Origin of the sequence: Candidatus Pelagibacter sp. HIMB1611 (assembly GCF_052047715.1) — a bacterium.
In the GTDB taxonomy this organism is placed as follows: Bacteria; Pseudomonadota; Alphaproteobacteria; order Pelagibacterales; family Pelagibacteraceae; genus Pelagibacter.
This window is the reverse complement of sequence record NZ_JBNAJM010000001.1, coordinates 970,424-994,195: the sequence shown is the minus strand read 5'-3', so window position 1 is coordinate 994,195 and position 23,772 is coordinate 970,424. Positions and strand designations below refer to the sequence as shown.

Sequence of the window (23,772 nt, the reverse complement as noted above, 5' to 3'; positions counted from 1 at the left end):
ACCCATATTGGGTAATGCTAGTGAAATTTATTTATGAATATTGCAATGCTTTCAAATCCCTCAGAGTTAAAAGATACAAGATCTAAAATAGAGGAGTTTTGTAAATCAAATCTACCAAACATCGAATTAGCAAGCGTAACTTTAGCAATTGATGAAGCTTTGCAAAATGTAATTCGTTATTCATATAAAATGAAAAAAGATCAAAAAATTGATTTAAATTTAGAAATTTTAAATGATAATGAGCTTAAAGTAATAATTACTGACTACGGTGAACAAGTACCATTAGATACAATTAAACCAAGAGATTTAGATAAAGTCAGACCTGGAGGTTTGGGAGTATACTTTATAAAAAAAACCTCGAAATTTTGTGAGTACAAACATAATCAAGTTGGTCCAGGTACAACTTTAACTTTAATTTTTTAACTACTCTTCTTTAATAAGTTTAGGCTTTGAGCACTTGTAAAACTGGTTGGAACCTCTTAAAGATTTTTGCAGCATTGCTAATTCATTTGAATTTTGATTATAAGTTACATTAGTCTGCAATCCTCCAATTGAACCGTTTGATGTAAAAGATGATGGGGTTTGTCTATCCATCTTGAAATTTACTTTAGTTTTTGAACTATTAATTTTTGTTAGAATGATTTGTTTTCTTTTATTTGAATAAACCCAAACAGTTGTATTTTTTTTATTTTTACAACTTAATTGATAAATATTTGCATTAGAATTTTTAGGAATAAAAGTTATAACTATTAAAACAATGGTAAATTTTAAAAAAAATTTAAATAACATTAAAATATTCTTTTTAGCTTTTTTTGCATTTTTGGCAGCTAACTATCTTTATAATAATATCATAACAAAATCCACAGCTAACAATGTAAAGTTTTTAGAGGTTGAAGTTGAGTTAAAAGGTAATGTGGATTTTAACTTAAAATGCGAAGGAGCAAACAACCCAAACCCTTCAAGTGTAAATAGAGGCCTTGGTGAGCAAACTGAAAGTAATTGTACTGGCACCGGAACTTTTTCTGCAGTAGTTCCGCAACAAAGATTTACTGAAAGTTCAAATTAATTTATTCAACTAATTTTTTTAGCTTTAAACCTTCAAGACATTTTTCCATTGTAAACATTCCGTCTTTAGCAGATGTTTGAAGAGTAGATTGAATTTGCTCTGTTTTACCTTCTCTAATTAAATTTCTTATCGCAGGTGTCCCTGTCATTACTTCATGACAGCCAATTCTTCCTCCACCTTTCTTTTTTAATAATTGTTGCGACATTACTAATCTGATTGATCCAGCTAACATAGTTTGTGCTTGTTCTTTTTGAGCTGGAGGAAATACATCTAAAATTCTTGTAATTGTTGAAGAAGCACTACTAGCATGTAGGGTTCCAAAAACTAAGTGACCAGTTTCTGCAGCAGTTAATGCTAATGAAATAGTTTCTAGATCTCGCATCTCCCCAACTAAAATTACATCAGGATCTTGTCTTAATGCAGACTTCAATGCTTTTGCAAAACTACCAGTATCTTTTCCAACTTCCCTTTGAGAAATAATACTTTTTTTAGCAGGATGAACAAACTCAATAGGATCTTCAATTGTAATTATATTTTCTGCTCTATGAGAATTAATCTGATCTATCATTGCAGCAAGTGATGTAGATTTACCAGAACCAGTTTGTCCTGTAACAAGAACTAATCCTGTTTTATGGGTAATTGCTTCATGTGCTGCCGGTGGCAAACCTAGTTTTTCAATATTAGGAATCTCGCTTATAATTTTTCTAAGAACCATACTTGGTCCATATGAAGAATAATAACCGTTTGCTCTAAATCTCTGTCCATCAACAACAACAGCAAAATCTAAGTCTCCATTGCTAATTAAATAATCGTATTGAGCTTTATCTAAAGATTGTTTCCAAAAAGTTTCTATATCTTGTCGTGAAACAATATCCTCACTAAATACTTTAATCTCGCCATTTTCTCTTATTGCAAATGGTTGATTCGATCTGATGTGAATATCAGATAAATCATATTCTTTAGGATATGATTTTAATTTATCATGAAGGCTCATTAATGTTTTGATGCTCTAAAAGTTATATCTTTTCAAGTTTTTTTTAACATTGAGATATATATAAAGTAACACAACTAATGCTTGTGTACCGATTCGGTATTTATTATTGTGATTTTATAAGGTTTTTAAAAAATTATGATTGATAAAATTGGACCTCCTATTGCAAAAGCTTTTGCTCCTATCATTAAATTAATAGGAAAAAATCACTCAAAAAAAGAAAAAGTAATTGGTGTAGTCTTTAGAGATAAATTTATTCAAGCCGCAGAAATTTCATACAAAAAAGGTGTTTGTAAAATTGACAATTTTTCTAATCAACAAATAGCAGGAATTGGAGAAGACCAAGATTTTTTATCCGCAACAACATATTTAAGCGATCAAGTAAAAAATGCATTAGACTCTATTAAGACCAAAACAAAAGACATTGCTGTTTCTTTAGATACATCCAAAGCACAAATTTATAATTTACAAATTCCAATTATGGATGAAGAAAGTTTAAGGGAAGCAACTGCTTTAGGTGGATTTTGGGATCAGTTTGATGAAACACCTGAAAATTTAGATGAGTTTGAAACAAGCTATTCTGTTATGAGTACAAATGAAGAGCTTGGTGTAATGGATGTAGTTTTGGTTGCTATGGAAATAAAGTTTGTAGAAACTTATTCGAATATTTTTAGGCTTGCAGGTTACAATCCTGTTGTTATTGATCTAGCTCCGTTTGCTCATGTTAACTCTCAAGGAATACTTCTTGGGAAAGAAGGTTTTGAAACTCCAAATGTCATTTTCAATTATTCAAAAGATGAGAAAAGTATTACTATTTGTTCCAATAAAGGTTTTCAGTATTCAGAATTAAATATTATTGAAGCAGATCAAGTATTGCTTGATACAGTTGAGGAAGTTGAGAGTGTTGAAACAGAATTTTGGGATGAAATTTTTGAAAGACTAGGTTCTCAAATTAAACAATATTTAGTTGAGTATGAAACAAAGTATGAATTTGATCCTATAAATATTATTACAGTAATTTCAGATAAGTCAAAAATTAAAAATGTTTCAAAAGGAATTGAGCGACAATTGGGAGATGTTGTTATTAAACTTTATAATCCAGAGGACTCTGCTGAAATTTCAGATAGTGCAAAAAAATATATAGATTCACTTAGCAATAAATCTCTTGCATCAGAAGCAATTGGTATAGCTTCAAGAAAATTAAATTCTTTTAATCTTGAAACTAACGAAATAATTTCAGTAAACCTTTTGTCTAATTTTGATCAGGTAAAAACTAACAGAAGATCAAAATCTTTAGGTAATTTTTGTTTAATGATTTCGATAATTTTTGTTCTTGGTTTTATTGGACATGTTCTTCCATTTAAAATTTTAAAATTAATGAATAATTCATCTAAATTGGCTGCCACTAAAATTTTAGAAGAAGATCTTGAAAGTAAAAATAGTCTTTTGCAGGGATATAATGCAAAAATTAATAGTATAAAAGAAGATAAAAGAATTGCAGCTTCCTTTGGATCAAATTTAAAAACAACCGCAAATCTTTATGCAAGTTTAAATCAAATAGTTCCAAAAAATATTAGATTAACTAGTTTTGGGATAGAGGAAAAACATAATATTTTATTTTCTGGTGTAGCTATGAACGATCAAGCTGTGGTAAATATGATGAATATTTTTTCAGAAAATGAAGTTGTAAATGATAGTAAAATTGAAGCGCTAGTAGAGTTTTCTAAAGAAGATAGATTGGATCTTTACAAAATTGAAGGACAACCTGTCCCTAAAGAAGAAGATTTACCAAAAGAAAAAATAACAAAAAAATTTAATTCAAGATTATCATTAAAACCTCTATCGAATGAGGTTTTTGATGACGAAACTATAGTTTCGAAATTATTAAAGAAGGGTAAAAGATAATGTTACTGAGATATATTTTAATTACTATCTTCATATTGTATCACAGTAATTCTTATAGCGATCCATTTACTAACGAAATTGGTATTGTAAGAGAGCCAGAAGTTGTAGAGATAAAAATTGAGGAAACAGTTGAAACAGAGACAGTAACAGAAGAAGAAACTATCGAAGTAGAACTAGCAGAAGAAATACTTGAGAACACGGATGTGGTAACAGACGTTATCGAGAAGGAACCTGAGGATACTGAAATTGTTACAGTTTTAAATATAGATCCAATTGTTGCATATTCTTTAAGAGATTATTTATTGAAAGGTGTTGCGCTAAGTAAAGAATCTGATCATCAATTTCAAAGAGCTAAAGTCAAAAAAATTGACAGGGCAAAAACACCCACTACTCACACAGTTTCGAAAGAAGATACAATTGAGAAAATCGCTTTTAGATACGGTTTTTCGTTAAGGGAAATAGAAATAGCAAATGCAATTTATCCAGGATCAAGAAAATTAGTAATTGGTGACAAGATAGTTATACCAAATAGATTTCATATCGTAAAAGAGGGTCAAAACCTAAATACTATTGCTGAAAGATATAATTTAAATGCAACACAACTTGCCTCTTATAATGATCTAGAAGATGAAAATATTATTTTAATTGGCGATAAATTATTACTACCTTTCTTTATTCATGTAACAAATGAAAACGAAACAATAGCTGATATTGCTGGAAGATATGAAAGAGAAATAACTGAATTAATGGAATTTAATGCTTTTGAAAAAAACACAGTTATTTTAAATGAAAATCAATTAGTAAAAATTCCAATTTATGCAAATGAAAATATAACTTATGAAAACTTGGATAAAAAGAGTGTTAACGATTTTAAAATAAATCGAAAAAATCTTGCAATAATTGAGATAAGTAACAGTCAATTTATGGTTAGAGAGGGAGATAGAATAGGAAACAGAGATGGCGTGATAGTCTCAATTGAAAAAAATAGAATGATTGTTTTAGAGGACAATATTGAATATGAGTTTTTAATTAATACCCCAATAGTAGGAATGGCAATTGCATCATTACCACAATCAAATAATGAAGATTTAATCAATGATGATGTAAACAATGATGATATAAATATTGAAAATCAAACAGAGAATAATGAAAACAATAACAACGATAATGAAAGTGAAACAGTAACTAATGTTGAGGATTTATTCAATTAATGACAAAATTTTTTAAATTATTCCTGGTATTAACACTGTCAATATTTCTAGTAAGTTGTAGTAGTTCAAATAGGCCTAAAATGGCTTATGATCAAAAGGATAAAGGAGCTGTTCAAGAAATTGAGTCTTTCAATGTAAAGGCAAGTGCTGAAAATTTTAGACAAACTGCAGAACAATTCAATCAAGACTCAAACGATATTTTAAATAAAAATAAAAAAGAGGAAAAGTTAGTAAGAAGAATCTCTTTAACAGAGGGTAAAACGCTTGAAAAAAAATCACTTAAACTAATTGATAGAAATTTAAAGATTAAAAAGTTGGAAGATACCGAAGTAAGTTTAAAGTTTAATAATATGAATATAAGATCAGCTTTAAAATTATTCGCTGGATTAGTTCAGAGAAATATTATCATAGGAAATGAAGTAGATGGCGAAATAACTATTGATTTTGAAAATATAAAATGGGGTTCTGCTGTTTATGCTATTTTAGATATTAACAGTTTAATTATGACTGTTGATGAAGATTCTGGTTTGCTAAGAGTTCATACAAAAGAATTTTTTGCTGAATTAGAAAAAGCTAAAATAGATAATACTATAGAGGAAAATAATAATTTAGCTTCCTTAGATATTGGGGGTTCAGTATCAAACGAAGGAGATGGTTCTGAACCTTTGGTTACAGAAATATTTAAAGTCTTTTATCAAAGTTCAACAGATTTAGTAGAATCTCTTGGGGAAGTTATGGGTGAAACAGAAGGCTTTACTATGGTAGATGATGAAAAAAATAATCAAATTATAATTACAGGAACATATGCACAATTAAATCAGGCAGAGAATATTTTAAACAAAATTGACTTGGAAAAAAAACAAGTAATGATCGAGGCTTATATTGTTAATGCAACTGATGGCTTTAATAAAAACTTTAGTGCGAACATAGATGCATTAAATGCTGCGGCAACTGCAAATGGAAGTGATAGAATAACTTTTTCAGGGATTGATACTAACCCAGGAAATACAACTTCAATAACTCCTGTGGCTGATACGAATCCTGAAGCTATATCTAATGCAGATTTATCAGATGCAGTCAGTTTGGCAGGAGGAGCTTTTTTGCTTGGAAATATAGGAATGACAAAAATCAAAGCTGTAATCACTGCATCGGTGAAAGATTCTAATACTGAAACAGTTTCAAATCCAAAACTATTTGCAATGGATGGAGAGGAAGCAACTCTTACTCAAGGCACAACTTTAGTAAAAGTAATTCCAGCCTCAGGTGATGCCGCAGGTTCTACAGTAGAAATTCCACAAAATTTAAGCATTACAGTGAAACCAGAAATTGTTGGGGAAAGTAGAGTAAAAATTGAATTATCACTCGCAAATGATGCACCAGGTGAAAGCTCAGGTGATGATGTTGTAACTAACGAGGAATCACTTACATCTATAGTCCAAATTAATGCAGGTGATGTAGCTGTGCTTGGAGGTGTTTATAAAAATACAAGAGAAAACAGCGAAACTTATGTTCCTTTCTTCTCAAAAATTCCATTACTAGGAGCATTTTTTAGACAAACAACTGATAAAGACGATAAAACTCAACTATTAATATTCCTAAGTGCAAATGTTGTATAAGTTATAATTTTTATTATAACTTTAAACATGCCTTCAATAAATCCTGAAATAAGTATTAAAATTTCAAACCTTTTAAAAAGTAGTGGAAAATTATCTGAAGCTAACTTTAACGAGGCTAAAAAAAAATACGATAGTAATGGCAAGGTTCCTCTCGGGGTTTTGGAGTATTTAATTGATGATAAGCTGGTAAGTGAAGATGATATTGTTTCTGCAGTTTCAAGAAATTATGCTTTACGTAAAACTATTCTAACCGAGCAAAGTATTAAAAAAGAAGCTGTAAAAAAACTTCCAAAAGATTTTATTATGGAAAACGAAATGCTTCCATTTGAATTAAATGGAAGAATTTTAAAAATTGCTTTGTTCGATCCAACCAAATCTACATTGGCAGGTAAAATTAAAAGCATGACAGGATGTAATGTAGAATTGTATGTTGCTAAACCTTCTAATTTAGATCAAGCATTAAAATTTAAATCTGTAATTGAAGCAACACAAGACTCTCAAAATAATCAAGCACAAAAATCATCAGTTTCAAAACCAAATTTAAACGTGAAGGTTCCAAATGTAAAAATTACACAAGGTGAGAATGCTGTTGTGGAATTTGTCGACAAACTTTTAAATGAATCATTTTTTAGTGGCACAAGTGATATTCACATTGAAATTTTTAGAAGAGGTGAAGCAAGAATAAGATTTAGAAAAGATGGTGTCCTACAAGAACAATTACAATTCAAACAATTTTTGATGGAGAATTATAATGCAATAGTAACAAGACTTAAAATTATGTCAGGTTGTGATATTTCAGAAAAAAGGTTGCCACAAGATGGAAAACTTCAATTTAAAAATCCACAACCAAAAAATGAAGATGACGTTGATATTGATGTTAGATTTTCAGTTATTCCAGCTAAAGAAGGTGAAAGAGTTGTTATGCGTTTACTTGCTGCTGGACCAGATCTTGGTTTAGAGCAAATCGGTCTGGATAAAGATGATTATGATAACTTAGTTACAGCTATAACTGCTCCTCAAGGAATGGTTTTGGTTACTGGTCCAACAGGAAGTGGTAAAAGTACAACTCTTTATGGCTGTATTAAAAAAATTAATAATCCTGGAACAAATATAATGACAGCTGAAGATCCGGTTGAATTTTATTTAAAAGGTGTTGGACAAATTCAAGCCAACAATGAAATTGGTTTAACATTTGAAGCGATATTAAAATCTTTTTTAAGACAGGACCCAGAGGTAATTTTAGTTGGAGAGATAAGAGATAAATCTACAGTAGATATTGCAATTAAAGCAGCTTTAACTGGACACTTGTTGTTAAGTACACTTCATACAAATGATGCGGTTTCTACAGTTGTCAGATTAGTAAATATGGGTGTTCCAAGTTTCATGGTTGCATCAGCCTTAAGTTTAATTGTTGCTCAAAGGTTGGCGAGAAAAAATTGTTCTTCTTGTACAGTTGATGACGAAAAAGCTACTAAAGAAACTTTATTGCAATATGGTTTTAAAGAAGAAGAGTTAAATACTTTTACCCCCAAAATGGGTGCAGGTTGTGCAGAATGTAACAACACTGGATACAAAGGAAGACAAGGAATTTATGAGGTGTTAAAAAAAACTCCTAACTTAGAAGCTGCGATATTGAGAGATGCTAGAGGAGACGAAATGCTTGAAGTTGCAATTAAGGATGGTTTTAAAACTATGCAAGTTATTGGCAGAAATTTTATTAAAAAAGGTATATTATCTGTTGAAGAATATTCTAGAATTTTAGTAGTTTAGTTTATGGCAACATTTCAATATGCTGGCGTTCAAGCTGGAAAAAAAATTAATGGTGTAATTTCTGCATCTGATCCAAAAAGTGCTGCAGTAGAACTTAGAAAAAAAAAAATTATTGTTACCTCAATCAAAAAAGGTAACGGTAAATCCGAAAAGAAAGGCTCTCCATCTTTAGATGATGTTCCTATAAGTAATGCCCCTATCATTATTGCAAAAGGAAATATTTATTTAAATTTTGGACCTTGGGCCAAAGTTCCACCGAAGGAATTACTGCAGTTTACAAAAAAAGTATCAACTATGATCAAGGCGGGTTTGCCTATTTTAGAATCTATCATGATGATTAGAGATCAAACTGTACATATGAAGATGAAAATGACTGCTCATGCCATAATAAAAGATTTGAATGGTGGAATGAATTTAACGGATGCTTTTGCCAAGCACCCAAAAGTTTTTGATAATATTTATTTGAATATGATCTCTGCAGGTGAGGCTAGTGGTAAATTAGATGAATTTTTAATTAAACTTGTAGAGTTATTAGAAAAAAATGCGAAAATTAAACAAGGAATTAAAAGTGCATTATTTTATCCAATAATGCTTTTGACGGTTGCAACAGTAATTACAATTTTCATGTTATGGAAAGTTGTTCCAGTTTTTGAGAAGATGTATGGTTCCATGGGCGTTCAGCTTCCAGCAGCAACTTTAGTTATAGTCAATGCAAGTAGATTTATTGCTAATCCAACTAATATAATGAAAATCATCGGGATTATCATAATTATTAGGGTTTCTTATAACTTCATGTATAAAAATATAGAAGGTTTTAGACATGTAATGCATAAGAGATTTTTAAAATTTCCATTATTTGGAGATTTAATTGTTAAGGCAACAGTTTCTAGGATGTGTATGATTATGGCCAATCTTACTAGAGCTGGGGTAAGTATCATAGACACAATAAAAATTTCTAAATCTGTTACTACAAATCTTGTTTTTATTTATGCCTTAGAGAGAATTGGGAGGCAGATAGTAACTGGTCAAACATTGTCTGCGTTACTACAAAAAGAAGAGCACATATTCCCTCCGGCTCTTGCTCAGTTAACAGCTGTTGGTGAACGAACAGGAAATATGGAAGAAATGTTTCAATCAATTGCAAATTATTATGAAGAAGAATTTGATGGTGTTGTTGCGGCTTTATCCTCAATTATAGAGCCATTAATGATTGTAATAATTGGAGCAATTATTGGTGTTCTTATGATAGCTTTGTACATGCCAATCTTCAGCATTGGTCAAGCTGTAGGATAGACCTTAATGAAAATTAAAGAAAAAGGTTTCAGTCTATTGGAGTTGATGACTACTATAGCCATCATATCTATTATTGGTGCAGTTGGTTTTCCAGCAATTGATAATTTTGGTGATCAAGATAATTTCGAGAGCGATCTTGCAACAATTCGAGGTCAAATAAATTATGTCAGACAACTATCCCTTGAAGATGGAAACGCTTATACGATTCGAATTGTAAATGATACTTCTAACAATACTGCTGATTTGGAAGTTTGGCAGGCGCAAGGATTGAATAGATACAATGTAGAATATCATAAATCTACAGCCACCAAATGTTCTGATTTTGATGGCACTAACGACAAAGGAACTAAGCTAACAGATTTAACAAAAGCACTTGAGCATATGACAATCAGTAGATGTACATCTACGACAGGTAGCTGTACAAAAGTTTCTGCCTCTAATAACTTTTTTTGTTTTTTACCTGATGGATCTTCGCCTGAAAATGCTAGAGGAGAAATACAAGCTTCTGAAAATGCTGGAGGAAAAAAAGATTATTTGCACACATATGAGACAGGTTTTTTTAACAATGGGAAAAGAATGTAATGAATTTAAAACACAAACTTCAGAAAGGAGTATCTTTGGTTGAGGGAATGACAGCAGCTGGTGTTTTGGGTATTGCTGTAACTGTATTTATGACATTACAATCTTATCAAGAAAGAGATTTTGCAAATTTAAGGAAGTTTGACAAAGCTGCTTATGCAGTAGAATTAATGTTTGAAGAACTTGCTGCTGTTTACAATCCTGTAGCTGCGCAATATGGAAATCCAAGAGTATTTGAAGATACAACAGCAGGCGCTTCTTTAAAAGTAAAGGGCCTTGCTCAATTACCAGGTGATGGAGATCAAATAATAATCGAGGGAGTGGGTGGTAAATACGAAATTACAGACTCAACTGCTTTCGATGATGATAACAACACTACTTTATCTTTGGAAAGATCAGATGTTCCTGATGATACTCCAAATAAAAATATGGCATCAGATGCAACGGAAAATGCTCCAATTACATTTATATCTAATTCTGAAGGTAGTTTAGATCCTTATGATGATCTAGACATGACAAAGTTTGAAGACACCACATATAAAGCGACAATAACAAATCAAAAAGTTTTGGCTGACCTAGATAATTGGGGAACTTTATTGAAGAAGCATCTCGGTCCTGCAAGAACTGGAGATAAGAGATTATTAGAAATTGAAGACATCGAAAAAGATGTCCCTGTTGATAAAGATAATGATGGAGTTACAGATCAAGAAGGTGGAGTTGATATTTATGAAACCGTCAAAAAGAAACAAGTTACAATAATTATCAAACAAGACAAAATTGAAGAAAAATTTAGAAGATTATTTTTAGCTGGAACTTAAAATGAATTTAAAAAAATTTATTACTCAAAAAGGATTATCTCTTACTGAAGCTTTAGTTGCCGTCGTTGTTTCTACAATCGTAATGGGAGCAACTTACACAATTTATAATAATTTTCAGGGCACATTTGTCAGACAAATCAATCACAATAATATGAAACAAGAGGCGAGATTTGCATTACATGTTTTACAACACGACAGCAAGATGGCTGGTTATAAACATCCTGATAGTACCGATGGTGAAGTTCAAGTACCAGTAAAGGTTTTAAATACAGATGGTACAGAAGTTGCAGATGATACTGAGTTTGGAGAAATTGTATCATTTTGTTTTGATACCGAGGATAATAGTGGGAATATTCAAAGAAAATTAATTAAGTACGAGTTAAAAGCCCCATACTCTCCAATTACTGATAAAACTGTATTAAAGAAAAAAGTTTGGAACACAACAAATTGTGACGAAGATGATACTGCCAATACAACAGTCGATGCAGACTGGATGCCTGTTGCCCAGTTTTTTGAAGAAATTGGAATTAGAATTAGAAGTAAGCATATTGATTTTGAGATCACTCTTGTCTCTAAAGATGAAAAAGTAACAGAAAAATATACAGCTTCTGCTTACATGAGAAATTTAAATTTTGGTGGAAAAACTTATTATGTTTATGATGAAGAAGATCTTCATGAAAATAGGACAGCTGTTATACCTTTTACTGGTAGTTTAAAAGTTCAGTGCGCAAACAATCTTACAAGAGATATTCAGCTTGCAAACTTTACAACCTCTGATGATATTATCATCCTTCATCAAGGTGAAACAGTTGGAGGGACAAGTCTTACTAGGACACACGATGCAATAGTTTTTAATTCAGAAAAACCACCTGCAATCACTGGAATACCAAGTGTTAGCCATGACGAAATGAGATTAAAGTTGGTTACAACCACAGTTGCCGCTAATTTACCCCCAGGTCTTACCGTAACATCTGGATATGATGATTTAAATAATAATAATTCTGCTGATGATGGTGAATGGGATGGATCATTAACTCTTGAGGGCACTTTAGATAATTTAGATACAAATTACACTTTTAACTCTGACGGTTACCAAGATTTTACGATTAGGTTAAAAGCAGATCTGGATACAAGTTGTGATAGTCAACCTTGGGAAGATCAAAATGAGGCGTACAAAGATTATAAGGTGAGAGTAATGAAGTATGATGCACCTCAATTTTCTGATGTAAATTTGCATACTTGGGAAGCAAAAGGTTTTACTTATGGAGATGCAAATTATGAGAGAAAAGGAACATCAAGTTATAATGGAGGTCCTAATTACGATTTAACAGATGATGGAAGATCATTTTATATACAGCAAAATTTAGCATCTCCTTCTTTTTTAGCTTCTACTGAGGAATATGACTCTTTCGTTTTAAAAGGAATGATTTGTTCCGGTGGTTATCCAGATTGTAACCATGATATGAGTGCATGGATGGATGACGACATGTTAGGATTTGCAGCAGGATATCAAAGACCTAGCGTAGTTCAAAAAACTTGGCCAGATGGTAGAATTAGAGCTTGTGCTGGAATTGATTATGAAAGTTTAAATGGCACATCTGGATTTAGTGCATCTAAATTAAGAAACTCATTACGAAGTAGCGATAAAACAGAATGGGATGGTTTATCTGCTTCTGAAAAAAATGAATGGTGGGGTGAGCCAGCAGATCTTGTTTATGATATGTATTTATGGTCTTGGTGGGGGGCACAAGGTAATAGATCTGCTATCCATCTACATCATTTCAAAGGTTATGAGTTCGATCACACTAGAAATTGTGGTTATAATGAAGGATCCTATCTATCACATGCTGATATGAATAGGTTAACGGGATGGTCTACTCCCAATTCATCAAAAATGTCTGATTTCAATGAGAATGGATACAATAGACTTTTCATGAGAACTGATAGTACCAGACCAGCAAATACTGGTTCTAGGAACTGTAATAATAGAGGGAGTTCATTTTCAAGAATTAGTTACAATCCTGGTGCAACTCATAAATGGGGATGTGGACACGGAAAAAATACTGGAGTTAAAAATACTATTACTCTGACATACCATCCAAATAAATTTAGAGCTAACATAGATAACAAACCACATGTTGCTAACAGCAACAGTCAAAGGTTCACAGCATTTGATTATAGATTTGATAGTGATGGAGATTTATTTGATCATACTTTATCTGCTTGGCCTTATAATGAAGATACAACACCAACTGCTATTACTCTGCCAAGTGGAGATGATGATACCGAAGAATTAACAACAGAAGGGTTTAAAAGATTTCAAAAAGGTTCAGTTGCAATAGTTTCTTTTTCACAACCTGACAATAGGTATTCTAATATTCAAATTGCAAGGTTACCAAGGTTTATCCCGGACAAAACTGATGGAAATAAACCAATGCCTAAAGCACAAAACTTATATTATTACATGGACGAAGACTATTTTACAGTTAACAGAATATATGGTTTGCTAAGTAAATCTTACGATCCCTTTGGAGAGCACATAGAAGTTTTGGTGCAGTCAAATTCATCAGCTAACTGTGCACAAATTGGTGGCAGAGGAACAAATGAAACAGGTTCAATTAAAACACAAAGTGTAGATGGTTCTGATAGATCTATGAATTGCAGGTTGAGTGGGGAGTGGAGAGCAACCACAGCAGTTTGGGCTAATAATACAGAACTTCCAAATATAGGAGAAATGTATGATACTCAAGATAAGGATTCTTACAGTGGTGCTAGAGCAACAGTAACAACTACAGCAGGAAATACTGTTTATGTTTTTGCCGATGGTTCTTTCAGATATCAAGCTTATGCAGTTGGTTTTAATGATGGTACACCAAAAGAGGATTCTTTTTATTACGCAGTTCAAACAGAAGATACTTCTAATAATAGAATTTCAGACATAAAAAAGGTTTATATTGGTTTTAATATTGGAAATACTACACCAACAGGAGTTTCGTTTAAGGAAGCAGATGGTACAGCCATCACAGATAATAATGACTTTGATATTGCTGAGGATGATAACAAAGATCTAATAGTAGGTGAGATTTATGCTACCAGCACCCAAGAACCTGATACACATGATTTTGTGAGATTTAATCTTGGTGAGGTTCCAAATGATGATTCAGACAAAGATGTAGATCACGGAAGTAGATTTAGAATTGACCAAAAAGATGATAAATTTTATTTAGTTTTAAATGATGATAGTGACATTAGATGGTCCAATTTACCTTCAAATAAAAAATATTTCTCTATAAGAATTGTTGCTACAGATTTAAGAGGAAACCAATTAACTACTACAGAAAAAGTATATGTAGATAGAGTTGATTGCTCAGAAACAGCAATGGAAAATATCACTGTTTATAAAACAAAAGCAGCAATGACCATTGAGGGTTATATTCAAGGAAAAGAAGGAGAGAAAGTATTTAGGAGACAGACAGTCCCGCTAACTACAAGCTTAGATGAGGCTGTAATTACATTTGAATATCCTGAAAGGTCAGTTCAACCGTCTGTGAAAATATCTGAGAAAACAGTGACAGTTGATGGAGAGGATGTTGTTATTGGAATGTTGTCGAATAGATGTAAGGAAACTCATAGTTATATTGATAGACAGCAACTTTGGAGCGACTCATAATGAAAAAACAAAAAAACGAAAAAGGTTTTGTCCTTGTATTTGTGATTGCTGTCGTCTCAGCATTGTCAATTATGACGGGAGCAATGTTTTTTTATTATGACAATGATTTAAAAAGTGTTTCAAGAAATTCAGTTATGCAACAAGTAAATCTTGCTGCAGAAACAGGATTACAAGAAGGTCAGAAATGGATCACTGATCAGCTAAATTCAAATAGTTTTACTCTAGTTGATATTCAAAATACCCTTAATGTTGCTGACTCAGATAATAAATGCCTTAATAGGCATGGTTTTACCAATTCTAGTGAAGATGTTTATTATGCAAAAAGAATAAATGCAAATCTTGGAACAGATGATCCAAAATTTGAAGATATGTCTTATGAGGTTTTTGTTCAAAGGCATGCAGATGTAGTTCGATCTATTTATTTCTCAGCAGAAGGTTCAAAAAATAATACTGAAAAAGATACTACTTACACAGACAGATCTTTTGCGCTTGTTGAAAACTTTAAAGATTTTCCAAACGATCAATTTACAATTGAAATGTGGATACAAAATAAACAGCCAGGATCTACTTATGACATGCATGCTTTTGAATGGGGTAGAACTTGGGATTTAGTATTTAAAGTTAAAAATGATGAGTGGTCTCCAAGACTTGGAGAAGTTGTTTTGGATGATCAAGGAGATATTGGATCTCCTGTTAAAGATGAGTGGGTTCACATTGCATGGGTATGGGATGGAGGTACACCAGGTAGTACTGATACTGGTAATGTAAGAATTTACCAAAATGGAACTTTAAGCGGAACATATAATGCAGATATAGGAGCTAGACCTAAATCTGGTTATACTAATCCTCCTGAGACATTACCAGAAGGAGATTTTTGGCCTTTAGCAATCGGAGAAGGTTTAGCTGGCTTTAATCCTAGTAGTTATTTGACTGGAGATCCAAAAATTCAAAGTGTTCCTTGGCTTGGTAATATTGCTGAAATGAGAATATGGAATGTATCAAGATCAGGCACTGACATTGCAAACAATAATAGAAGAAGATTAACAGGTTCTGAACCAGGATTAGTCTCGTATTATAAGTTTAATGAAGGATCAGGTAATACTGCTAAAGATTTTAATACCTCAAGAGCAGCTGATAGAAAAAATGATGCAACGATTTATGGTATTGGAAATAAAGGAACTTTATGGAAAACAGAAATTGTCAAATATCCAGTTACATCAACAACAGACGATGCACCGTCGATCAATGTTCCACCCGGAGAAGATGTTGTTTACTACAAAATTTTATCATGTGGAAAAGGACCTCAAGAACAAATTGTTCCTCTTGAATTAATTGTTTCAGCCCCAGTTCAAAAAGGAGATGTAGGAGACGGTAAAATTGCACTCACAGAGGAAGACTTAAACGATCTAACTGGTCAAGAAGGTACTCCATTAATCACACCTTTAAATAATTATATTGCACAAGAAGGAGTTACTGGAGATATTAAAATTCAAACCAAAGATAATACTAATACAAACTTTTATGTTTTTAAAAGGTCTATGGAGCAATGTAGTAACTCTAATTCATTTACAGATTTCAGTGCAGCCTCGTCATACTCTGAAGGAGACTGTGCAGAATTTGAAGATAAATTGTATTTCCTAGAAAAAGATGATGGAAAATCAGCTGGTGACGATTTTATTGAGGATGATTGGTCTGAAGTATTAGGCAGTGATTGTGACGGTGTACAGTTTACCTCAACTGTAAATGATAATAGTTATGGTCATTATTATAAATATTTTTCAACTGCACCAAATGTAACTTCTGATTTAGGTTACAATGGTGACTCAATTGACTGGTGGGAAGCAAAAAGAAGAGCTGAGCAATCTACTTGTGGAGGTATGCGAGGATATTTGGTTTCTATAGAAAGTGCTGAAGAAAATGAATTTATTAAAGATGCTGTAATGTGCAATAGCAGTACTCAGTCTGGCTGCACTGGAGTTACCCCTTTTCATGTTGCCGCTGGAGAAACCAGAGAAAATTACTATGGCACAAGATTAGATCAATCTAGTGATCAACACTATATTTGGCTATCAAACTCAGATTGGAGAAATCCAACCTCGAATGCAGCTAATATGCAATCAGAGTCAGGACCTTTAATGGGAATGAGTGTTTCCTATACAAACTGGCAAAGTGGTGAGCCCAATAATTCAGCAGAGCCATATGCTGATATGGAAATAAATAGAAGCGGTAGAACCAACGGAGGTTGGAATGATTTAAGAAGAATTCCAAATTGTAGTTCTGGAGGACTAGATTGTATTACTGGTTATGTTGTTGAATATGGAGGTTTTGATCATTTTAGCTTAGAGCATGATATTAACCAAGATGGTGACACTGACGATGCAGATGAAATAGATATTAGTGGCCATAATTTTTGTGTTGCAAGAGCCACTATAGAAGCAGACACATATGTAGCTCCAGTAGATGGAAACAGTGATGGAGATTTATTAGATCTTGATGCAGACACCAACCCAGACGTAATAGAAGATTATTTAAAACTTGATACTGGTGCTGAAGATTATCCTTCAGCAATAACAGGTGACACATCTTCATCTTCTGTAGATCATGACACGACTGATGATTATCCAGGTTGGAATGCCTACACAGGAGTCCTTACTATGGTTCATTCTGGTAAACCAAATGATTGGAGCTCAACATCAACTTATTCAGCTAATGATTTTGTTTGGTTTAATAATAGAGTTTGGAAAAATACTTCAGGTGGTACGATAACTGGTGGTTCTTCTTTAGATTTAACTCAAACTCCTACTATTTATAATCCACATAATTGGACTATGTATGAAGGTGACGAGTCTGATGCACCGTGTGCAGATGTAGATGTTTGGACACAAGCATTTGAGTCTATAAAATATTACAATTCAAAAGAAGTAGATGCAGAAGAAGGAGCAAACCCTTATGCTTATGAAGGAACAGATGGTTCAGACGGCACAGAAGGTGAAGATGCTGAAACTACTACAGCCTCACTTGGAGAAAGAACAATTTTATTTTCTTTGGGTCCTCTTCATGTTGAAGAGCATAGAGATGGATATAATCACTTCTACGAATTTTATGAGTTTCCTGCTAGACCAGATGGAACCGCTAATTCAAGTCAAAACCTATACAATAATAAAAATAGAAGAATGAATGAAGCGTTCTCTTTATCTAGACAATTAGATTATTTTGGAAAAAGTGGATACCTCGCAACTATAACAAGTGAGTCTGAAAATGATATCATTACAACTAAAGCAGTTGGTAACGGATGGATGGGTGGATTAGCTATGTCGGATAACGCAAATACCGTAGCTAATTTAAATAAATGTGGTGGTTTCCGACAAAGATCTAATAGAGCTCAAGCAACAGCTGATTTTCAGGCTTTACGAGATTTTGAAAATATACCGTTTTATAGAAATGGCCAAACTTATGGTGCTAGTACGAGATATGTTAGAAACATAGTTGAAAAATATCAAACAACAACAGCAAGAACAATTACATCGATATCAAAAGATAATCCGGCATTAATTACAACAAGTTCAGCACATGGGCTTACCAGTGATGATATCATTAAGATTGCAGATATTAGCACTGCTAATCAAATGAATGTTGATGGTATGACACAGCTAGCAACTGGATTTTATAGAGTTAGGGTTGTTTCCAACACAACATTCAGACTTGTCGATTTAGATACTAGAAATAATATAAATTCTACGTCTTGGTCTAATTATACAGCAAGTTCAGCTCAAATGTGGGTATTGGAAGGGTATCAGAATGAATATTACAGAAAAGGATCTTCATCACTAACTGCATCAAATGCAAACCCCCAATCTCAGTCTGGTTTAACATTGTTTTATAAAGATCCGAAAATAGCTTTGTCTTCAAATGCAGCAATTACAGGCAATAATACAAAAAGATATTTTACAGATTCTTTTACAAACGTTGATGATACGGTAACAAGCACAGAATGTCCTGTATGGAGATGGATGACTGGACCTGAAGGCATGTTATGGAATGGAAGAGGTTTGGCTTTTGCTCCAACACGAACAGCTTCTGGAACACCTTCTGCTAACAATGGAACCTGGGAAAGAGGTGTTACAGCTGGTTCTAATGATCCTCAAGGTCAACAAATTGGTGAAGTGTTTGTTGATGGAATGCCATTTAGAAATTGGAATGGAACTGGAGAACCTAATAATGTTGCACAAACAGAACATGGTATTCATTTATTAGGAACTCATTTCGATGACGATGATGAGCTGACATGGAATGATTTACACAATTGGAGTGCAAGTTACTCAAATAACTTTAATTATTCAATAAGAGGATTAGTTTTAGAATATGGGGGTATGGAAAATGATGAAGATCCTAATATTAGAATAGCTACAAAAAGAGTAATTAAACTTTTTGATAGGAGGGTAACAAAAGCCATTGTGAAAATAAAATCAGGAGCTGAAACTGGTGACAAGCTTGTGGTAGGCTCAGAGGAACTTAATGCAGTTAATTTAACTGCTACAGGAAATGAAACTAGTGAGGTTACTTTATCTGGAGATGCAACTTGTAAAAATTATGTTGATTTAATTAAATCTATGTATTTTGAACATAATGCATCTGCTGATGGAACAAGAGAAATAGAAGTATTGTTAGGAGATATTCAAAAGCCAAGTAACGCTGAACATTATTATCAGTTAAAAGATACTGAGTTAAGTTACAATCAAGCAAATTTTCAAGCGAGCTATCAAAATCTTTGTGGTATTCAAGGTTATTTAGCTAATGTTACAACATCCGCGGATCTAGATGCAATTGAAGAGCTTGGTGTAACTGATGATAAACAAGTTTGGGTCAATGGAACAGATGAATGTCAGGGTGGAATTTTTAGATCTGGATTTTGGAGATATACATCTGGACCTTGGAAGGACAAAGAGTTTTGGAGATTAAGATTAGATATTGATTTGGATGACGCAGACGACATTAGAGATAATTTAGAAAATGAAGCAAGTTGCGGTGTAACTTCTACGAGGTCTAGTCAGGCTAGTGTTAGAGTAGGACCTTTTACTGCTGCAAACTGGATTAGCTCTCATCCAGCTGCTAATACAAATGATTATCTCGTTTTCCAACAGACTAGCTCTGCATCTACTACCGGAATTATGACTAGAGGTGGTATGGCTAGCTCCGATGTTGAAGGTTTCATCATTAGATATGGAGGAAGTGTAGGAGATTTTACTGGTGCTGATATTGAAGAAGATGATAATGATATTAATGTGCTATTAGGTCCTGAAAGAGCTGAAATTTCTTTTTACAATGATGGAAGTGATAATAGTATTTTTATAAGCGATGAGGACTCTGTTAAAGTTGATACCAGTGGTGATTTAGCATTATCTTCAGGATGGTCTAAAACAGCTGATTTTGTAGCTTCTAGTAATTCACCGTTAAAAATTACATCACCTTCTGGTGAGGTTGCAACCATTCAACAATGGCGAGACGAACTTCAGAAAGTTTATTATCAAAGTACTGATACTAGTGATTTTACCCCAGGAAATAGAAAAATTAAAATTAAGCTAGTGTATGGAGATACTACATTGAATCAAGAAATTGGAATTGTAAAAGCTATTGGAAGCAGAAACGCTGTTACGGTTACACCTATATCTTGGAATAATAGATAGTTTTAATTTCTTGATGGCATAATTCCAGTTCTTTGGCCATCTATTGTATTTTCTGTATCACTTCCATCTGTTTTATAGTCAGTAACATTTAAAGCAATTGTTGCTACAGAACCAGTTGATGGATTTGGAGATCCATTCATTTGAACATTAAAGAAATCCGTTGCGGCATCAGCATAATAACTTGAAGCATTAGTAGCAAAGTCAGTTGGAGTAAATCCTGCTTCACCTGATTTAGTTGTTGTAGCGGTTGTACCATTTGAATTATTTATACTAAAAATCCCATTATTTTTTCCCCACATGGATGTAGATGCTGATCCACTAGAGTAATCAGTTGTAAAAGAATAACTAAAATCTACATCTGCATTACCGTTTAAAGATAATGTTCCTGAATAAGTATTATTAATTGTTTGTGATGCAAAGTTAACTGTTGTTACACCACTAAAAGTCCCAGAACCAGTTCCTTTAGTTGCTGCCATATTAATATTGTTACCTGTATAAGTATAAGTTCCTGAAGTAATTCCTTGAAAATCTCCGTAATTAGTTTGTCCTAAATTGGTACCACCATAACGTAATATATATGCTAGACCGTCTCCGCCTTCAGCGTTTGCCATCGCAATTTGGTTTTCTGCTGACTCGTTTTCAAATTCAGCTTGACCTTCCTCGCCAATGATATCTACAACATCAACACCTAGTACTTCTGCAATTTGATCAAAAGTTAATCCACCATCACTTAAATTAAGGGCAGTCGTAACTATTTCACCTATTATTTCATTTCCGCTTATTTGTTGATCATCAAATAAACCTTCTTTAATTGCACTCTCTACATCTTGAACATCAAGATTTGCTTTAACATCTAAGAAATTTTGGAATTGTTGTAATTGTTCCTGTGTAATTTCAACTGGAGGAGTTGGAATTTGGTTTAAAGATAATTGAGTGAATGAAAAAGGTGTATCTAATAATACACTTCCAAGTTCATTTGCAACTTCTACCGCACCTGGTCGTAATCCTAAAGTGTTGTCCTCTCCAGGACCAATTAGCAATACTTGTGCATTATCTTCTTCATCTATAATTGTTTGAAACTCTGTACCTCTTGAACCTATTGTTCCCGCTGCAGTCTTAACTTCTAATTTTTCAGGGTTTTTCTGATTAATTAATCCACTTAAAACTTTTACACTACCTTCATTAAGTGTAGCTAAAAAACTGCCGTCCAATGTACTTGGGTCAAAAACAAATTCATCTATTGTTATTGATGTTTTTTCTCCGATTGTAAGAACGGTCTCGTCTAAAAAGATTATTTGAGATTTAGATTTTCCATCAGAAATAATTTCATCTCCAAAGAAAATTTTATCTCCAGCTTTTAAAATTTCTCCTTTTTGATTGGTAATTTTTCCAATCGATAATGTAATTGCACCTACAATTTTCTCATCAGCAACTGAATGACTGATAAAAAATAGGGTTAAAATTAGAGCTAATATTTTCTTCAAAACATCATCCTTTTTGTTAATCCAAATTTAATTATTTCCTTATCATAGTCGTAGTTAAGGATATTTGAGGTCGACTCTATATCAGAATAAGAAAGATTGTAAAAAACATTCTTTATATACCTATTCTTTATTAGATCTTCTAAATTTCCAGAAAGTGTAACACTATTTGTTACAATCTCATCATCTCTGACCGTATCGCTTTTTACAAAAGTGTCAGATTTATCATATTTATTTGAGTTATTTGAATGAGAAATTGTATAATTTAAAAATCCAATTTTTCCCGAATTTGAAATAGTATAAAAGTTATTTTCATATCCATAAGAGTCTAGCTTAGCGTTATATTGATTTATACCTAATTTAAATTTTATATTATTGATATTACTCAAAAAATATTCATAACCCGTTGCAAGTCCATAATAAGTATTATTTTTATTATCTGCAGAACTAAAGGTAGTATCTGTTCTATAATCTGTAATACCTATATTTGAAGATACTAATAGATTTTGATTTGGTTTAGTTAGATATCTGTTTTCAAGAGTAAAATTATAAATTACATTTTCAGCATCATTAACAAAATTATTGTTATTTATTGAAAAGAAAGCGGACGTATAATTTTTATTGAATTGTTTATTGTAATTAACAAACAAAGAATCTAGATCATTTTCTTTATTCTTGTCTCTATTTTGTCTTGTTACATTTTTACCTAAACTTAAACTTAAATTAGAAGTATCAGATAGTTTTTTAAAAGCGCCTGTTCTTATAAAGATGTCACTATAAGAATCTTCGTAAATAGTGTCAGCAGCATAATTACTTAAACTATCACTGATATATAATGTTTTTGAATTTGAAACAGTATTAACATTGTTTTCTTCTGCAAGATTAACACCAAAATCTACATATCTAATCCAGTCATTTTCATCTCTAGGTTTCTTCTGATTTTCTAAAGTTTGAGTTAGTGAGTTAAGCTGCTCTCTGATATCAGCTGTTAATTTTTCACTCTGTTTTATTTCATCAATAATTGCTTTTGTTCTTTCTTTAGAATCTATTTTTAACGATATTGACAATAAATATAATTTTAAATCTAAATTTTCTGAGTATAGATCAGATAGTCTTTCTAAAGTTGCAATAACAGTTTTATAATTTCCTAAACTTTCTTGCTCCTTTGCAAATCTTAAATTTAATTCAAGATCAGTTGGATTATTAAGAATTTCAGAATATTTTATTCCTTTAGAATTATCATTTGATATCTGTAAATTTTCTTTCTCAGATTTATTTTCTGAAACAATTAATTCATTTATTTTACTTACAATATAACTTGGAACGTTTTCAAATTCCTTTAACTCATTTAATAACTTTTTTAACTCTGTCTCATTTTGATTTTTTTCATAAAGATAAAATAGTTTTATTTTGATCTCTAAATTTTCTGGGTAAACTTTTTTTAAAACTTCGAGCGCATAAATTGCCTCATTAACTTTGTTATCTTTTTCTTGATCAACAAATAAAAATGCTTGTTCAAGATCTTCTGGTTTATTTAAAACTTCACTTAAAACCAAATTTGCATGAGCCTTAGTGATTGAAATAAATATAAAAATAAGAAAGATTGGTAATTTCATAGTAGCTTTTAAAAATTAAAAATCATTAGAGAGGTAGTGCGATTACGTCAACTCTTATATTTAGTAATTATA

15 protein-coding genes are annotated in these 23,772 nt (G+C 32.3%); 11 read left to right on the top strand and 4 right to left on the bottom strand.

Annotated elements, in window-relative coordinates; all coding sequences use genetic code 11:
- The first annotated feature begins 33 nt into the window (after positions 1 to 33).
- Positions 34 to 423 (top strand): ATP-binding protein, encoded by a 390-nt coding sequence (locus tag ACTTAS_RS05355; RefSeq protein WP_440678616.1) that lies wholly within the window; start codon positions 34 to 36, stop codon positions 421 to 423.
- On the opposite strand, the gene ACTTAS_RS05350 is transcribed toward ACTTAS_RS05355, so the two are convergent.
- Positions 424 to 789 carry a hypothetical protein gene (locus ACTTAS_RS05350; protein WP_440678615.1) on the bottom strand — a complete coding sequence of 122 codons (366 nt, stop codon included), beginning with the start codon at positions 787 to 789 and terminating at the stop codon, positions 424 to 426.
- Between ACTTAS_RS05350 and ACTTAS_RS05345 the strand changes: the two genes are divergently transcribed.
- On the top strand, positions 758 to 1,066 hold the full coding sequence (locus ACTTAS_RS05345; RefSeq protein WP_440678614.1) for a hypothetical protein: 309 nt from the start codon (positions 758 to 760) through the stop codon (positions 1,064 to 1,066). The genes ACTTAS_RS05350 and ACTTAS_RS05345 overlap by 32 nt on opposite strands.
- A 1-nt stretch (position 1,067) precedes the next feature.
- Here ACTTAS_RS05345 and ACTTAS_RS05340 read toward each other — a convergent pair whose 3' ends face one another.
- Complete coding sequence (locus ACTTAS_RS05340; protein ID WP_075506362.1) at positions 1,068 to 2,060, bottom strand: type IV pilus twitching motility protein PilT; 993 nt, start codon at positions 2,058 to 2,060, stop codon at positions 1,068 to 1,070.
- 135 nt (positions 2,061 to 2,195) lie between these two features.
- On the opposite strand from ACTTAS_RS05340, the gene ACTTAS_RS05335 reads away from it, so the two are divergent.
- The 9 genes from ACTTAS_RS05335 to ACTTAS_RS05295 all read left to right on the top strand — a co-directional run bounded on the left by ACTTAS_RS05335 (position 2,196) and on the right by ACTTAS_RS05295 (position 20,603).
- Complete coding sequence (locus ACTTAS_RS05335; RefSeq protein ID WP_440678613.1) at positions 2,196 to 3,962, top strand: fimbrial assembly protein; 1,767 nt, start codon at positions 2,196 to 2,198, stop codon at positions 3,960 to 3,962.
- Entirely contained in the window at positions 3,962 to 5,173 is a 1,212-nt protein-coding gene (locus ACTTAS_RS05330; protein ID WP_440678612.1) for a LysM peptidoglycan-binding domain-containing protein, read from the top strand. Before ACTTAS_RS05335 ends, ACTTAS_RS05330 begins: the two co-directional genes overlap by 1 nt.
- Before the next feature lie 80 nt (positions 5,174 to 5,253).
- The gene (locus tag ACTTAS_RS05325) at positions 5,254 to 6,789 is read left to right on the top strand and encodes a secretin N-terminal domain-containing protein (protein WP_440678611.1); all 1,536 of its coding nucleotides are present in this window, start codon (positions 5,254 to 5,256) and stop codon (positions 6,787 to 6,789) included.
- A 27-nt stretch (positions 6,790 to 6,816) separates the two neighbouring features.
- Complete coding sequence (locus ACTTAS_RS05320) at positions 6,817 to 8,559, top strand: GspE/PulE family protein (RefSeq protein WP_440678610.1); 1,743 nt, start codon at positions 6,817 to 6,819, stop codon at positions 8,557 to 8,559.
- 3 nt (positions 8,560 to 8,562) lie between these two features.
- Complete coding sequence (locus tag ACTTAS_RS05315; RefSeq protein ID WP_440678609.1) at positions 8,563 to 9,852, top strand: type II secretion system F family protein; 1,290 nt, start codon at positions 8,563 to 8,565, stop codon at positions 9,850 to 9,852.
- A gap of 6 nt (positions 9,853 to 9,858) precedes the next feature.
- Positions 9,859 to 10,434: a pilus assembly FimT family protein gene (locus tag ACTTAS_RS05310; RefSeq protein WP_440678608.1), complete on the top strand. Its 576-nt coding sequence runs from the start codon at positions 9,859 to 9,861 to the stop codon at positions 10,432 to 10,434.
- On the top strand, positions 10,434 to 11,249 hold the full coding sequence (locus ACTTAS_RS05305) for a type IV pilus modification PilV family protein (RefSeq protein WP_440643601.1): 816 nt from the start codon (positions 10,434 to 10,436) through the stop codon (positions 11,247 to 11,249). Before ACTTAS_RS05310 ends, ACTTAS_RS05305 begins: the two co-directional genes overlap by 1 nt.
- A gap of 1 nt (position 11,250) precedes the next feature.
- Positions 11,251 to 14,919 (top strand): PilW family protein, encoded by a 3,669-nt coding sequence (locus ACTTAS_RS05300; RefSeq protein ID WP_440678607.1) that lies wholly within the window; start codon positions 11,251 to 11,253, stop codon positions 14,917 to 14,919.
- On the top strand, positions 14,919 to 20,603 hold the full coding sequence (locus ACTTAS_RS05295) for a LamG-like jellyroll fold domain-containing protein (RefSeq protein WP_440678606.1): 5,685 nt from the start codon (positions 14,919 to 14,921) through the stop codon (positions 20,601 to 20,603). Before ACTTAS_RS05300 ends, ACTTAS_RS05295 begins: the two co-directional genes overlap by 1 nt.
- A 2-nt stretch (positions 20,604 to 20,605) precedes the next feature.
- On the opposite strand, the gene ACTTAS_RS05290 is transcribed toward ACTTAS_RS05295, so the two are convergent.
- Positions 20,606 to 22,087, bottom strand: coding sequence for a FecR domain-containing protein (locus ACTTAS_RS05290; protein WP_440678605.1), 1,482 nt, complete (start codon positions 22,085 to 22,087; stop codon positions 20,606 to 20,608).
- Positions 22,084 to 23,700 carry a hypothetical protein gene (locus ACTTAS_RS05285; RefSeq protein WP_440678604.1) on the bottom strand — a complete coding sequence of 539 codons (1,617 nt, stop codon included), beginning with the start codon at positions 23,698 to 23,700 and terminating at the stop codon, positions 22,084 to 22,086. The genes ACTTAS_RS05290 and ACTTAS_RS05285 overlap by 4 nt, the downstream gene beginning before the upstream one ends.
- Between the last annotated feature and the right edge of the window lie 72 nt (positions 23,701 to 23,772).